Origin of the sequence: Jatrophihabitans sp., assembly GCF_036388195.1 — a bacterium.
In the GTDB taxonomy this organism is placed as follows: Bacteria; Actinomycetota; Actinomycetes; order Mycobacteriales; family Jatrophihabitantaceae; genus Jatrophihabitans_A.
This window is the reverse complement of record NZ_DASVSG010000087.1, coordinates 1-13,803: the sequence shown is the minus strand read 5'-3', so window position 1 is coordinate 13,803 and position 13,803 is coordinate 1. Positions and strand designations below refer to the sequence as shown.

Annotated in this window: 14 protein-coding genes; 7 read left to right on the top strand and 7 right to left on the bottom strand. The window is 73.3% G+C overall.

Going from position 1 to position 13,803, the window contains the following annotated elements:
- The coding region (gene metK, locus VF612_RS09295) for a methionine adenosyltransferase (RefSeq protein ID WP_408659574.1) at positions 1-869 on the top strand (869 nt) is incomplete at its 5' end.
- Between the two features lie 188 nt (positions 870-1,057).
- Complete coding sequence (locus VF612_RS09290) at positions 1,058-3,115, top strand: primosomal protein N' (protein ID WP_408659573.1); 2,058 nt, start codon at positions 1,058-1,060, stop codon at positions 3,113-3,115.
- 31 nt (positions 3,116-3,146) lie between these two features.
- Here the strand turns inward: VF612_RS09290 and VF612_RS09285 are convergent, their stop codons facing one another.
- From VF612_RS09285 to VF612_RS09275, 3 genes are all read right to left on the bottom strand, one after another.
- On the bottom strand, positions 3,147-4,094 hold the full coding sequence (locus tag VF612_RS09285; protein WP_408659572.1) for a hypothetical protein: 948 nt from the start codon (positions 4,092-4,094) through the stop codon (positions 3,147-3,149).
- A 5-nt stretch (positions 4,095-4,099) separates the two neighbouring features.
- Entirely contained in the window at positions 4,100-4,795 is a 696-nt protein-coding gene (locus VF612_RS09280) for a hypothetical protein (RefSeq protein WP_408659571.1), read from the bottom strand.
- A gap of 184 nt (positions 4,796-4,979) precedes the next feature.
- A complete protein-coding gene (locus VF612_RS09275; protein WP_408659570.1) occupies positions 4,980-5,834 on the bottom strand; it encodes a M15 family metallopeptidase in 855 nt (284 codons plus the stop codon).
- 77 nt (positions 5,835-5,911) lie between these two features.
- Between VF612_RS09275 and VF612_RS09270 the strand changes: the two genes are divergently transcribed.
- Complete coding sequence (locus tag VF612_RS09270; protein WP_408659569.1) at positions 5,912-6,283, top strand: VOC family protein; 372 nt, start codon at positions 5,912-5,914, stop codon at positions 6,281-6,283.
- Positions 6,284-6,410: 127 nt separating this feature from the next.
- On the opposite strand, the gene ligD is transcribed toward VF612_RS09270, so the two are convergent.
- From ligD to VF612_RS09250, 4 genes are all read right to left on the bottom strand, one after another.
- The gene (gene ligD / locus VF612_RS09265; RefSeq protein WP_408659568.1) at positions 6,411-7,427 is read right to left on the bottom strand and encodes a non-homologous end-joining DNA ligase; all 1,017 of its coding nucleotides are present in this window, start codon (positions 7,425-7,427) and stop codon (positions 6,411-6,413) included.
- Between the two features lie 66 nt (positions 7,428-7,493).
- Positions 7,494-7,880: an MmcQ/YjbR family DNA-binding protein gene (locus tag VF612_RS09260; protein WP_408659567.1), complete on the bottom strand. Its 387-nt coding sequence runs from the start codon at positions 7,878-7,880 to the stop codon at positions 7,494-7,496.
- A gap of 26 nt (positions 7,881-7,906) precedes the next feature.
- Positions 7,907-9,631: a hypothetical protein gene (locus VF612_RS09255; RefSeq protein ID WP_408659566.1), complete on the bottom strand. Its 1,725-nt coding sequence runs from the start codon at positions 9,629-9,631 to the stop codon at positions 7,907-7,909.
- A complete protein-coding gene (locus VF612_RS09250; RefSeq protein WP_408659565.1) occupies positions 9,628-10,374 on the bottom strand; it encodes a CDP-alcohol phosphatidyltransferase family protein in 747 nt (248 codons plus the stop codon). The genes VF612_RS09255 and VF612_RS09250 overlap by 4 nt, the downstream gene beginning before the upstream one ends.
- A 183-nt stretch (positions 10,375-10,557) precedes the next feature.
- Here VF612_RS09250 and VF612_RS09245 point away from each other — a divergent pair, with 183 nt between their 5' ends.
- From VF612_RS09245 to VF612_RS09230, 4 genes are all read left to right on the top strand, one after another.
- A complete protein-coding gene (locus VF612_RS09245) occupies positions 10,558-11,598 on the top strand; it encodes a zinc-dependent alcohol dehydrogenase (protein ID WP_408659564.1) in 1,041 nt (346 codons plus the stop codon).
- Between the two features lie 3 nt (positions 11,599-11,601).
- Positions 11,602-12,000 (top strand): 6-pyruvoyl trahydropterin synthase family protein, encoded by a 399-nt coding sequence (locus VF612_RS09240; protein WP_408659563.1) that lies wholly within the window; start codon positions 11,602-11,604, stop codon positions 11,998-12,000.
- On the top strand, positions 11,994-13,031 hold the full coding sequence (locus VF612_RS09235) for a glycosyltransferase family 4 protein (protein ID WP_408659575.1): 1,038 nt from the start codon (positions 11,994-11,996) through the stop codon (positions 13,029-13,031). Before VF612_RS09240 ends, VF612_RS09235 begins: the two co-directional genes overlap by 7 nt.
- 128 nt (positions 13,032-13,159) lie before the next feature.
- Positions 13,160-13,803, top strand: a 644-nt coding sequence (locus VF612_RS09230) for a lysylphosphatidylglycerol synthase transmembrane domain-containing protein (protein WP_408659562.1), incomplete at its 3' end; no start/stop codon positions are given.

Below are 13,803 nucleotides of genomic sequence, written 5' to 3'. Positions count from 1 at the left end.
CCGCGTACGAGGACCGGGCCGAGCACTCGCACGACCCGTTGGACTCGCAGGGCGCCGGTGACCAGGGGCTGATGTTCGGCTACGCCTGCGACGACACCGCCGAGCTGATGCCGCTGCCGATCTGGCTGGCGCACCGGCTCTCGGAGAGGCTCACCGAGGTCCGCAAGAACGGCACGGTTCCCTACCTGCGTCCGGACGGCAAGACCCAGGTCACCATCGAGTACGTCGACAACAAGGCGACCCGGCTGGACACCGTGGTGGTCTCCAGCCAGCACGCCGAGGACATCGACCTCGACACCCTGCTCAAGCCCGACATCGAGGAGCACGTGATCAAGCCGGTGCTCGAGGGGCTGTCCATCGACACCTCGGACTACCGGGTGCTGGTCAACCCGACCGGGCGGTTCGAGATCGGCGGCCCGATGGGCGACGCGGGGCTCACCGGCCGCAAGATCATCATCGACACCTACGGCGGGATGGCCCGGCACGGCGGCGGCGCGTTCTCCGGCAAGGACCCGTCGAAGGTGGACCGGTCGGCGGCCTACGCGCTGCGCTGGGTGGCCAAGAACGTGGTGGCCGCCAAGCTCGCCAGCCGGATCGAGGTGCAGGTCGCGTACGCCATCGGCAAGGCCGAGCCGGTCGGGCTGTTCGTCGAGACCTTCGGCACCGAGACGGTTCCGGTGGACAAGATCGTCGACGCCATCAACGAGACCTTCGACCTGCGGCCGGCCGCGATCATCCGCGACCTGGACCTCAAGCGGCCCATCTACCAGAAGACCGCCGCGTACGGGCACTTCGGCCGCGAGGACGCCGACTTCACCTGGGAGCGCACGGACCGCGCCGACCAGCTGGCCAAGCTCGCCAACAGCTGAGCTTCGCTCTCTTCACTGCGCCGGTCGGGCCTTCGGGCTCGGCCGGCGTTCGTGTGTGCGTGGGTGGGCTCGGATCGTGGGCCGCGTGGCAGGGGTCGCTTCGGCGGGTCGCCCTGCTGCCGGGCCAACGATGGCGCTGAGATCGGGCGCTGGGCGGAACCGTCAGGCTTTGCTGGTAGGCATAACCCGTGACCGCCGACCCCGCCGATGCACCCAGCCTGCCCGGGCTGGCAGCGCGGTCGGCTGCGCGTCGGGCTGCGCGCCCGTCCCGGGATCGCCCGCCGCGGGACCGGCAGCCGGCTGCGTCGCTGCCGGTGGCGCGGGTGGCGGTCGACTCGCCGCTGCCGCACCTGGACCGGCCGTTCGACTACCTGGTGCCGTCCGAGCTGAGTGCCGTCGTGGCGCCGGGCTCCCGGGTGCGGGTGCGGTTCGCCGGCCGGCTGATCGACGCCTGGGTGCTGGAGCGGCTGGCGGCCAGCGAGCACGACGGGCGGCTGTCCTACCTGGAGCGCGGCGTGGGTGACGAGCCGGTGCTGACGCCCGAGACATCCGCGCTGTTCCGGTCGGTGGCCGACCGGTGGGCCGGGACCTTCGCCGACGTGCTGCGGCTGGCCGTGCCGCCGAGACATGCCCGGGCCGAGTCTGCGGTCGCGGTGGAGGCCGCTGCTGCTCCGGCCGCCCCGGATCCGGCCGGTTGGGCCCGCTACCGGGCCGGCGCTGCCTGGCTGAGCGGGGTGCAGGCCGGCCGGCCGGTGCGGGCGGTGTGGAACGCGGTGCCGGGGGAGGACTGGCCGGCCAGGATCGCCGACGCGGTGCAGGCGGCGCTGGCCGGCGGCCGGGGAGTGCTGGTGGTGGTGCCCGACGTCCGGGACGCCGCCCGGGTCGACCAGGCGCTGCAAGCGGCGCTGCCCAAGGGCTCGCACGTGACGCTGAGCGCTGACCTGGGACCGGAGGCGCGCTACCGGCGGTGGCTGGCGGTCCGGCGCGGGACGGTCCGGGCGGTGCTGGGCAGCCGGTCGGCGGTGTTCGCGCCGGTGGCCGACCTGGGGCTGGTGGTGATCTGGGACGACGGCGACGACCTGCATGCCGAGCCCCGGGCGCCGTACCCGCATGCCCGCGATGTGGCGGTGCTGCGGGCGTCGATGACCGGGGCGGCGCTGCTGGTGGCCGGCTTCGGCCGCACCGCGGAGGCGGCGCTGTTGGTGGAGTCGGGCTGGGCGCAGCCGATCGTGGCCGACCGGGCGGTGCTGCGGGCTGCCGCGCCCCGGATCGTGGCGCTCGGCGACGACGTGGAGCTGGAGCGGGATCCGGTCGCCCGGTCGGCCCGGTTGCCGGCGCTGGCGTTCCGGACCGCCCGGGCCGCGCTGGCCGCGGGCAGCCCGGTGCTGGTCCAGGTGCCCCGGCGCGGGTACGCGCCGACGCTGGCGTGTGCCAGGGACCGGACGCCGGCCCGCTGCGGGCACTGCTCGGGGCCGCTGGCGGCGACGGCCCGGGAGGGGGCGCCGTCCTGCCGGTGGTGCGGCCGGCCGGCGGCGGACTGGCGCTGCCCGAAGTGCGGGGAGGGACGGCTGCGGGCGATGGTGGTCGGGTCTTCGCGCACCGCGGAGGAGCTGGGCCGGGCGTTTCCAGGGGTGGTGCTGCGGACCAGCGCCGGCGATGCGGTGCTGTCCGACATCCCGGCCGGGCCGGCGCTGGTGGTGGCGACGCCGGGCGCCGAGCCGGTCGCTCCGGACGGTTACGGGGCGGCGTTGCTGCTGGACGGCTGGGCGCTGCTGTCCAGGCCCGATTTGCGCGCCGCCGAGGAGGCGCTGCGGCGGTGGGCGAACGCGGCGGCGCTGGTGCGCGGGGACGGCACGGTGATCGTCGGCGCGGATGCCTCGCTGCCGGTGGCGCAGGCGCTGCTGCGGTGGGACCCGGCCGGACATGCCGAGCGGGAGCTGGCCGACCGGCGGGAGCTGCGCTTCCCGCCGATCAGCCGGATGGCTGCCTTGGTCGGTTCGCCGGCGGATGTGGCCGAGCTGCTGTCGCTGAGCCAGTTGCCGGAGTCGGCGGAGGAGCTCGGCTCGGTGCCGGTGCAGCCCGCTCGTGGAGGTGCGGTGTCGGAGCAGATCCGCAGCCTGCTGCGGGTGCCGCGGCCGGACGGGGTGGCGCTGGCCGAGGCGTTGCACGCGGCAGCGGCGGTCCGGTCTGCGCGCAAGTCCGGGGGAGCGGTTCGCATCATGCTCGATCCCCTGGAGCTCTTCTGACGACCCGAGGGGCTACCGAACCGCAGCCGGCTCACGGCGGGTCGTTCTGGAACTGGAACTGCACCCGCACGCTGCCATCCAGCGGGACGATCAGGGTCGAATTGCTCGCCGACCACTGGTCGGGAACCAGGAACATCCGGTCCTTCCCCTCGATCAACAGGCGCAGATGCCGGTAGCGGTACCGAAAGGTCTGCCCGTCCGACGCCGGCAGCGCGGTCTCCTCGATGCCGGGAGAGCGCAGGAAGAGCCGTTCCTGGGTATCGAGAATGGTGCTGGGCAGGCGGTCGAGGTGGTTGGCGCTGTAATGCGCCAGACCGCGGCCGGACCACTGCGCGATCGTCGCGGTCGCCCAGAAGATGTTGGCGACGATGACGACCACCAGGGCGACACCGGCATAGCGGCGCAGCGCCAGCAGCGACCTGTCAGCCTGGGCTCGGCCGTCATCACCCGGGCCTGGCGATGGCGGCGGGGGCTCCAGCCGCGCCTGGATCCGAGTCCCATAGCCGATCAGCCCGGCCCCGCTGCCGATCAGCACCGGCGTGACCAGGGCGAACAACGCCCACTCCCGCAGGTACGGGTAGCACAGCAGCACCACCATCCCCCCGACCAGCACCGCCATCCCCACCAGGACGGTCCGCCGAGCGAGCTGGCGGTACCGGTCTAGCCGGAACGGGTTGCCGCCCTCGGAATCGGGCACGAAGATCCGCCGGCTGATGGCCGCATGCGCCAGCAGCGCGAGCACGGCAAGCACGCTGAGCACCAGCAGCGGCACGAGCAGCGGCTGCGGGCTGCGCATCACGTAGTCCTGCGTGCTGAGCCCGATGGTGTCCACGTCCACCCCGAAGTACTCGTACTGCGCGCGGGAGGAGACGTAGCCGAAGTAGTAGAGCAGCCCGCTCAGCATCGTGATGGGGGCGGCGACAGCCGTCGCGAGACTCAGCCAGCGTTCGACCCGCTCACCGGACTGCCCATCCGCCACTGTGTCTAGCTTCCGCTCGCCTCGGTGGCCGACGGCGAGGTTGCCGGAGCGGCGGGCGCCACCCCGGCCAAGGCGGTGAACCTGACCTGGCTGCCGTTGCCCTTGAACTCGCTCTCGACGCGATCGCAGGTGCTCTGGTCCGGGCAGGTGGCCGTGCTGCCGATGGTCAGGGTCACCGTGTCGGTGGAGTCGATGAGCTGAGTGACTGCGACCGTGCACTCGCTGGGCGCCTCGGAGGTCCAGGTCCAGGACGTGGTGCAGGGCGGCGCCGAGCCGCACGGGTCGTCGCTGATGCTGAAGATGCCTGCCGGGGTCAGCTCGATCGAGTTGATGGAGAACTTGATCCCCGGCGGTAGCGGGCTAGGAGGGATCAGGTTGACATGGCCGCACTGACGTGCCCCGTCCTCCTCGGTGTTGCCGCCGATCGGCAGCGAAGCGACCGAGATCGTCGGGCCGCCCTGCTGCGCCGGCTGCGGCGATTCGGCGCCGGTGCCTTCCTGAGCGGGGCTCGAGTCGGCCGGGGATGGGGAATCGCTGGACGCCGTGGGGCTGCCGCTCGATGCGCCGGTACCGGCCGAGGTCGAGTCTGTCGCGCTGGCATCGGTGGTCGACGATGGCGTGGACGTGCTACACCCGGCGGCCAGCACAACGAGGAGGACGGCAGCGGCGGCGTGGCTGGCGCGCGACGATCGAGTGTTCATGACGACACCTCCACCCGAGCAGGAGCGGTTGCACTGCCGTGAGATACCAGTCCCGCCGCGCCGGCTGGCGATGTGCGCGCCTTGAAGGCCCGGTTCTCAGCCAGCTCGGCGGGCTCGGCGCTTATCAGCGCCGGCAGAGCATATGCCTCTGTCACCGGCTGCACGGCCCCTCCAGCAGAGTTCTCTAATCGACGGGGGCGTTGAGGTGGGGGCGTCTGACGCCTGAGCCCGGTCCGTTGAAATGCCACCACTCGCCCGAGTAGACGGTGATCCCGCCGGCGTTCATCGCCGACCGCAGCCGCGCTCGGTTGGCCTGGGCGACCGAGCTGACACCGGACGTGGCGTAGGCGTGCGCGCGGGCGGTGAAGTCGTCGAAGCCGGTGCCCATGTCGAGCACGCAGTGGCCTTGGACGCGCTGCGCGGCGGGGCACGCTGATCCGGTGCGGCCCTTCGCCAGGGTGATGTCGACCGAGCGGCCGGCTTCGTGGCTGGTGGCGTACGGTCCCGGCCGCGCCACCCAGTTCGGGTCGGGGACTTCCTGGAACATCCGCTCCTGCACCGCGTGCGGCCGGTAGCAGTCCCAGAAGACCACCACCAGCCCCTGGCGCCGCAGCCGGTCAGCGGCTGCCTTCAGGCCGGGCGCCATCGACTCGTGCACCAGGCACCGCGCGCCGACCGGGTACATCCGCACGCCCACGAAGTTGTTGCTGGTCGCGTACCGCAGATCGATGACCGCGTCCGGGACGACCGTCCGGATGTCGACCAGCCCGACAGCGCGTGCCTTGGCCGACACCGGCGGGACCTGCGCAACCGTGCGCGACGTGCTCGGTGACGCTGAGGGACGCGCCGGCCCGGTGGTGCGGGGCGCGGATGACGAGCTGGCAGTGGTCCCCGCCGCGACCGACGACGCTGGCGCACTGGTCGACGCCGGAGCAGCCGATGCCGGCGCACCCAAGGACACCGGGTCCTCAGCAGCGGGCCGGGACGTGCAGCCAGCAGCGACGAGCAGCAGCGCGAGCACCCACCCGAACCTGGCCATGGCCTCATCCTTCCGGGCGGCGCCGTGGTCTACGGCGGCGGGCTGTTCTGTCAGACCCCTGTCCTAGATTCCTCTGCATGGACTGGAAGATCGAACTCATATTTCTCGGGGTGACCGACGTCGACCGCGCCAAGGCGTTCTATGTCGATCAGCTCGGCTGGCACGCCGACCACGATCGGCAGGTCAACGAGCAGTTGCGCTTCGTCCAGCTCACTCCACCGGGGTCGGCCTGCTCGATCGCGTTCGGCACCGGCATCAGCCTGATGGCGCCGGGCACCCAACGTGGCGTGCAGGTCGTGGTGCCCGATGCCGCGGCGGCCCGCCAGCACCTGCTCGACCATGGCGTGCAGGCCAGCGAGGTGGACGTGCAGCCGTGGGGCAGCTTCGTGACCTTCGACGATCCGGACGGCAACGGCTGGATCCTGCAGGAGCTGCCAGTGCGCCAGTAGCCAACTGCGCCCGGTAGGGCCGGTAGGACCGGGGCGGCACAGCGACGATCAGCCAAGCGCCTGTCAGTCAGGCACCCTGTCAGTCAGGCACCCTGTCAGTCAGGCACCCAGTCAGTCAGGCGCCCGGTCAGCCAGGCACATCGGGGGACTGGTCGGTGGCTTCGGCGACTTCCCCCGCCGGAGCCACCGCCTCGTCTGCCTCCCGCCGGGCGCGTGCTCGCCGCTTGCCCTCGTGCATGGCAGCCACCCGCGCGATCGGGATCGACCGGCCCTCCTCGACCAGCGCCGCGTCCACCGGCTGCGGCTCGGGCATCCGGTCCGCCCAGGGATCGCCCGAGCCCAGCAACGCCAGCGCGGTGTGCAGCGTGAAGTCACCCGGCGAGACGCCGTCCAGGTCATCCCAGGACAGCGGGAACGACACCGGCACCCCCGGACGCAGCCGCGGGCTGTACGCCGCGACCACCGTCGCGCCACCGGCCCGGGTGGAGTCCAGGAACACCTTGCCCTCCCGGTCCTCGCGGACGAACGCGGTGGTGGCCAGCTCCGGGTCCAACCGTTCGGCGCGCACCGCCAGAGCGCGGGTCGCGGCGGCCACCTCCTCTGTCGTCGCGCCGACCACCGGCACGATCACGTGCACGCCCTTGGCGCCGCTGGTCTTCAGCGCCCCCGCCATCCCCGCGTCGGCCAGCGCCTGGCGGACCAGCAACGCCGCCTGCAGGGCGACCTCGAACACCGCCCCCTCCGGCGGGTCGATGTCGAGCACCAGGTGCGTCGGGCGGTCGCGCTCGTCGACCCGATACAGGGTCGGGTGGTACTCCACCGCCCGCTGGTTGGCGAACCACAACAGGGTGGCCCGGTCGTTGCACAGCGCGTAGGAGATCTTGCGCTTGGACGCCTCCGCCCACACCGGCACCGTCCGCACCCAGTCCGGGGTGTACCTGGGCACGTTCTTCTGCATGAACGCCTCCTGCCCGCGCAGGATCCGCACCACCGACAGCGGCCGGTCCCGCAGCCCCGGCAGCATCCGGTCGGCGACCGCGTCCAGGTAGTCCACGAGGTCGCGCTTGGTGGCGCCCGCGCCGTCGAACAGCGGTTGATCCAGGTTGGTCAGCGCCACGCCGTCGCGCAGGTCGTCCTTGCTCATCCCGCCATCCTGCACCCACCGTCGCCCGATCCGCCGTGCCGGGCGGGCCACCATCAGCCAGGCGCCCTAGCGCCGCAGGTACTGCTCGGCCAGCTTCGCGGGCGCGCAGGCCAGCCAGCCGTCGACCACGGTCTCCCGGACCGCCTTCTTGCCGGCCTTGTCGAGCTGGATCAGCACCGCGGGATAGCCGTCGAAATGGGCCATGGTGAAGAACCCCGGGTGGCCGGCGGCGAGCACCGCCTCCTTCTCGTGCAGATCGGCGACCTGCACCGCCAGGATCGGGCCGTCCGGCGGGGTCACCTCGCCGAACCGCTTGATGTCGGCCTTGGTGAGCGGCCGTTCCCAGGCGAATCCCTTGCCGGCCACGAACCAGGTCCGGTTGCCGCGCCGCTCGCCCTCGGTCACCTCCGGCAGCTCCGAGGCCAGCCGAGCGACGTCATCGAGCGTCATCATGGGCTACACGGTAGGCCCGAGCGCCGCTAACCGCCGCAGGTCCGGCGCGGCTCCGCTGAGCCCGGGCCGGCCAGCACGCCCACCGGCTGTGGCCCGTAGGCGGCCAGGAACCGGTCCCGGAAGGCGTCCATCGGCCAGACCGGCGCGTCCGGACGGGGCCGCAGGCCGTCCTGCCAGCCCCATCTCGAGATCCGGCCCAGCACCGCCGGGTCACGGGCGATGACCGTGACCGGCACGTCCCGGCCGGCCGTCGAACCGGACACGATGGTGGCCGGCTGGTGATCGCCCAGCACGATCAGCACCAGGTCGTCGCCGCCGTAGGTCTGCACGAAGGAGATCAGGGTGGACAGCGAGTACTCGATGGACCTGCCGTAGGCGGCCCGCACCCGGGCCGGGTTCCGCCAGACCTCGGCGGCCGAGGCGTTCTGGTCCGGCATGCCGGCGAACACCGAGCCGTCACCGACCGCGTCCCAGTCGACCAGCCGTGGCAGCGGCGCCCACGGGGTGTGGCTGGACACCAGGTCGATCTCGGCCATCACCGGCGCCCGGCCGGCCGGCGCGAGCTCCAGACGCCGAAACGCCGCCAGGGTGTACTGGTCCGGCATGGTGGCATAGCCGAACTTCGGCCCGGCGTAGCCCACATTGCGAGCGTCATAGGTCTTGTCGTAGTGGTAGAACGACGTCGCCTCCGGCCAGTCCTGCTCGTTCGACGGCGCGTCCGACACCGTCCGCCAGCCGGCCCGCTGGAACGCCTGGCTGAGCGTGACCCGGTCGCTGGCGACCAGCCGGTCATAGCGCAGCTGGTTGTCGACCCACATCCCCGACTGCAGCGTGGCATGGGCCAGCCAGCTGATCCCACCGAAGGTCGGCGCGGTGAGGAAGGCGCTGCGGGAGCAGAAGCCGGCTGCGTTCAACCGGCTGGTCCCGGCGTCCAGCACCGCGGCGACCCCGGGAGAGAACGTCGAGTCCTGCACCGCCACCCGCCCGTAGCTCTCGACGAAGGCGATCAGCACATCCTTGCCGCGCAGGCCGGTCAGCAGCTGATCGGCCGGGGTGTCGCGCAGCGGATCCCCGGTGACCGCCTCGGCGAACGCCCGTTCGTCCCTTAGGTCGGCGCGGACCTGCCCGGCCCGGCTCCACGCGAGGCTCGCCGCATCGGTCGAGGCGATCGGCGCGCCGGGTGCCAGCTGCACCCCCAGCACCGCGCAGTTCAGCCACACCAGCCCGAGGACCGTGACCGTCCGGACGGCGAGAACCCGCCGCCGGTTCACCAGCCGGGCCAGCCGCAGCACCGCCAGCGGCATCCCGACCAGCGCCGCCACGGCCAGCATCCCGCCCGCGATCAGGGTGAGGACCGCCGCCCGCTGGCCGATCGAGTCGCCGAGCAGGTCCGCGGCCGAGTCGAAGTAACCCCGATCCACCACGGGGCTGAACGGCCGGCCCAGGGCCGCGACGAAGCCGAGGTCGAGCACCTTCCACATCAGCAGCACGCCGAGCGCGACTCCGGCGAGCACCGCCACCAGCTGCCGCGCCCGGCCCCGCAGCGCCAGGACGAGGCCGAGCAGCGCCAGTCCCTCGGCCGGCAACCTCAGGAACGCCGCCGGGGTCAGCGCGTCCAGCCGGCCGGGAAACACCAGCGCGGCCCACACGGCCAGGCCGGCCAGCGCGGTCAGCGTCCCGGCCGCCACCGCGCGGCCCGTCGACCGGCCATCCGCCGGAGGCGGCTCGGGGTCACGCCGGTAGGTGGTCACCCTGCCCGGACCTGCTTGCCAAGCAGGGTGACCACGACTGAGTGGGAGCTCCGCTCACGGCTCCGGCGCCACTTCCAGCACACCTCGCGGCCGAACGACTCGACCAGCAGGGCCAGCGCGCCGGCCACGGCGGCCACGTTCAGCTCATGCGGCAGGACGCCGGCGGCAACCACCGTCAACACCACGCCCTGGATCGCGGCGACCACCTTGCACCAGCGCCGCGGCGGCGCCGGCTCGCGCAGCCAGGTCAGCAGCCAGCCGGCCGCGACGAGGGCGTACCGGGCCAGCCCGATCAGCAGCACCCATGCCCCGGCCGAGCGCGCGACGTAGCCGCAGAGCGCCAGGATCAGGAACGCGTCGACCTCCAGATCGAAGCGCGCGCCACGCTCGGACGCCGTGCGGGTGCGGCGGGCTACCCAGCCGTCCACGCTGTCGAGCACCAGCGCCACCGCCGTCAGCGCCACGAGGGCCGGGACGGCCCCAGGCCGGGCGAACGAGTCCGCGATCAGCGCCGTGACCCCGCCGACCAGGACCGCCCGGGCCAGCGTCACCCGATCGGCCGGCGCCAGGTGAGCGACGCCGTGCCGGGTCAGCGCCCGGGACAGCGCCACAGTGCCTATCACCCCGCAGCCGATGCCGGCTGCCCAGCCGGCGACGCCCAGGCCGACCGCCCCGGCGAGCGCGGCGAGCAACGCCAGCAGGGCGGTCAGCCCGATCACCGGGCCGGCGGGAACCACGCGCACGGCGCCTCCGTAGTAGGGGTTGCACAGGTTGAATACGGGACCTGCGATCGTTCGGTTCACTGTCCGAGGCTGCGAGGAGGTATCCAGTGAGTGAGCATCGCAGCGAGCGCAGCGAGCGGGGAGCGGAGCGAATGGCTAGCCCAGTGAGTGAGCATCGCAGCGAGCGCAGCGAGCGAGGAGCAGATGACTAGCCCCGTGAGCGAGCACAGCAACTCCCGCGACCATGCAGCGGGCCGGCCAGCGCGCGCCTTCTGGCTGCGCGAACCCGGCGTGGGGGAGATCCGGCCGGTGCGGCTGCCCGACCCCGGTCCGGACGAGGTGCTGGTGCGCACCCTGCACTCGGGCATCAGCCGGGGCACCGAGACCCTGGTGTTCCGCGGCGAGGTGCCGGCCAGCCAGCGGTACACGATGCGGGCGCCGTTCCAGGAGGGCGACTTCCCCGGCCCGGTGAAGTACGGCTACCTCAACGTCGGCGTGGTGGAGCAGGGCCCGGCCCACCTCACCGGCCGGACCGTGTTCTGCCTGTACCCGCACCAGACCGCCTACCTGGCGCCGGCCGCGGCCGTGACCGTGGTGCCCGAGCAGGTGCCGCCGGCCCGGGCGGTGCTGGCGGGGACGGTCGAGACCGCCGTCAACGCGCTGTGGGACGCCGCTCCGCTGCTGGGCGACCGGATCACCGTGGTCGGCGCCGGCATGGTCGGCTGCTGCGTCGCGCGGCTGGCCGGCCGGTTTCCCGGTGTGGACGTCGAGCTGGTCGACCTCGACCCGAGCCGGGCCGCGACGGCCGGGGCGCTCGGCGTCCGGTTCGCCCAGCCCGCCGACGCAGCCGCCGATCGCGACCTGGTGGTGCACACCAGCGCCAGCGCCGCCGGGCTGCGCCGGTCGCTGGAGCTGCTGGCGCCGGAGGGCACCGTGCTGGAGCTCAGCTGGTACGGCGACCGCGCCGTCGATCTCCCGCTGGGGGCGGCGTTCCACTCCGGCCGGCTGAGCATCCGGGGCAGTCAGGTCGGCATGGTGTCCCCGGCCCGCCGCGGCCGGCGCAGCCCGGCGGACCGGCTGGCGCTGGCCCTGCGGCTGCTGGCCGATCCCGCCTTCGACGCGCTGGTGACGGGGGAGTCCCGTTTCGACGAGCTTCCTGATGTGATGTCCCGGCTGGCAGCCGGCACGCTGCCCGCGATCTGCCACGTGATCAGCTACGTCGAAGACAGCCATCCCGAGAGGTGAGCCATGTTCAGCGTGACCGTCCGCGACCACATGATGATCGCCCACAGCTTCCGCGGCGAGCTGTTCGGGCCGGCGCAGCGCCTGCACGGCGCCACCTACGTCGTCGACGCCACCTTCCGCCGGCAGGCGCTGGATTCGGACAACCTGGTGGTCGACATCGGACGGGCAGCCGAGCAGCTGCACGCCGTGCTCGGTGAGCTGAGCTACCGCAACCTGGATACCGAACCCGAGTTCGACGGCGTCAACACCTCCACCGAGGCGCTGGCCAGGGTGGTCGCCGACCGGCTGATCAGCCGGATCGAGGCCGGCGAGTTCGGCGAGAACGCCCGGGGGCTGGCCGGCATCACCGTCACCCTGCACGAATCGCACATCGCCTGGGCCAGCTACGAGCGGACATTGTGAGACAGGTCCATGTCGTGCTGCCCGCCGGCATCGACGATCCTGCCCTGCCGAGCGGTGGCAACAGCTATGACCGGCGGGTCTGCGACGGGCTGGCCGCGCTGGGCTGGTCGGTGCACGAGCACCCTGTCGCCGGGAGCTGGCCGCGCCCGGACCGGGTGGCGCAGGCCTCGCTGACCGGGGTGCTAGCCGGGCTGGCCGACGGGGCGGTGGTGCTGCTGGACGGCCTGGTCGCCTCGGCCGTCCCGGACGTGCTGCTGCCCGAGGCGCAGCGGTTGCGGCTGGTGGTGCTGCTGCACCTGCCGCTGGACGACCTCTCCGAGCGCGCGGCGCTGCTGTCCGCCGCCGCGGTCCTCACCACCAGCCACTGGACCCGCCAGCGGGTGCTGGACCGCTACCGGCTCGACCCGGCCACCGTGCACACCGCTCGGCCCGGGGTGGCCACCGCCGACCTCGCCCCCGGGACGGCAGGTGGCGGTGAGGTGCTCTGCGTCGGGGCGGTCACCCCGATCAAGGGAGCCGATGTGCTGCTCGACGCGCTGGCGATGGTCAGCGACCTGCCGATGCGGTGCGTCTGGGTGGGCAGCCTGACCCGGGATCGGGACTACGTCCGCGCCGTTCGCAGGCAGATCTCCGACAGCGGGCTCGACGACCGGGTGCTGCTGGCCGGCCCGCGGACCGGCGAGGAGCTGGCTGGCGCGTACGCCGCCGCGGACGTCCTGGTGTTGCCGTCCCGGGTCGAGGCGTACGGCATGGTCGTCACCGAGGCGCTGGCTCGCGGCCTGCCGGTGATCGCGACCGCCGTCGGCGGAGTCGCCGAGGCGCTGGGCTGCGGGCCGGACGGCGCCCGGCCGGGGCTGCTGGTGCCGCCCGACCAGCCGTCCGCGCTGGCCGCCGCGCTGCGCGACTGGATGGCCGATCGCGAGCTGCGCAGCAGGCTCCGCCGGACGGCTCGCGAGCGCCGCGCCACCCTGACGGGCTGGGCCGACACCGTCGATCAGGTGGCCCGGGTGCTGGCCGGGGTCGCGGCATGACCTGCCTGATTCTTCGCCCCGCTGAACCATGCCGCCGTCCCGTGCGTATGACAGGGCAAGCGGCGCCGCCGGCCGGCACTCAGCCTTACCGTGGCCGTGCGACACCTCTCGACGAGAGGGCACCGGGGATGGGTGGGACATGGTGGGCCCGAGCTCGCCTGCTCGGCGGCGTCGCGATCCTGCTTGCGCTGGTGGGGACGGTGGGCGCCGGCCCGTTCCTCGACGGCGTCCGGACCGTCGACGGCTGGTCGCTGGCGGCCGCGGCCGGCATCGGCGCGGTCACCACGGTGTGCTGCGCCTGGCGGTGGCGGCTGGTCGCCCGCGGGCTGGGCGTCGCGATGCCGCTGGGTCCGGCGATCGCGGCGTACTACCGGTCGCAGTTCCTCAACACCGTCCTGCCCGGTGGGATGCTGGGCGACCTGCATCGCGGGGTGGCCCATGGCCGCGACGCCGGGGACGTCAGCCGCGGGCTGCGGGCCGTCGGATGGGAACGGCTGGCGGGCCAGCTGGTGCAGGCCGCGCTGGCGGTGCTGGTGTTGCTGGCCCTGCCCTCGCCGGTGCGGCCGGCGATGCCGGCGGTCGCCGGCCTGCTGGTCCTGATCCTGGCCGCCGTCGCGCTGGCTCACGGCCTGCGGTCGCGCAGCCGTCCCCGGCCGGGCAGCCGTTATCGGATGCCGTCGCCCGCCAGAATGTCCCGGTGGGCGCGGGCCGCGCGCGCGGCTGGTTGCGACCTCCGGGGCGGCGTGCTCGCCCGGCGGGCCTGGCCGGGCAT

What these genes read in the sequence shown, in the direction of transcription:
- VF612_RS09280 (WP_408659571.1), bottom strand. Translation starts at nt 4,795, where the DNA reads ATGAACACTCGATCGTCGCGCGCCAGCCACGCCGCCGCTGCCGTCCTC.
- VF612_RS09275 (WP_408659570.1), bottom strand. Translation starts at nt 5,834, where the DNA reads ATGGCCAGGTTCGGGTGGGTGCTCGCGCTGCTGCTCGTCGCTGCTGGC.
- VF612_RS09270 (WP_408659569.1), top strand. Translation starts at nt 5,912, where the DNA reads ATGGACTGGAAGATCGAACTCATATTTCTCGGGGTGACCGACGTCGAC.
- ligD (WP_408659568.1), bottom strand. Translation starts at nt 7,427, where the DNA reads ATGAGCAAGGACGACCTGCGCGACGGCGTGGCGCTGACCAACCTGGAT.
- VF612_RS09260 (WP_408659567.1), bottom strand. Translation starts at nt 7,880, where the DNA reads ATGATGACGCTCGATGACGTCGCTCGGCTGGCCTCGGAGCTGCCGGAG.
- VF612_RS09245 (WP_408659564.1), top strand. Translation starts at nt 10,558, where the DNA reads ATGACTAGCCCCGTGAGCGAGCACAGCAACTCCCGCGACCATGCAGCG.
- VF612_RS09240 (WP_408659563.1), top strand. Translation starts at nt 11,602, where the DNA reads ATGTTCAGCGTGACCGTCCGCGACCACATGATGATCGCCCACAGCTTC.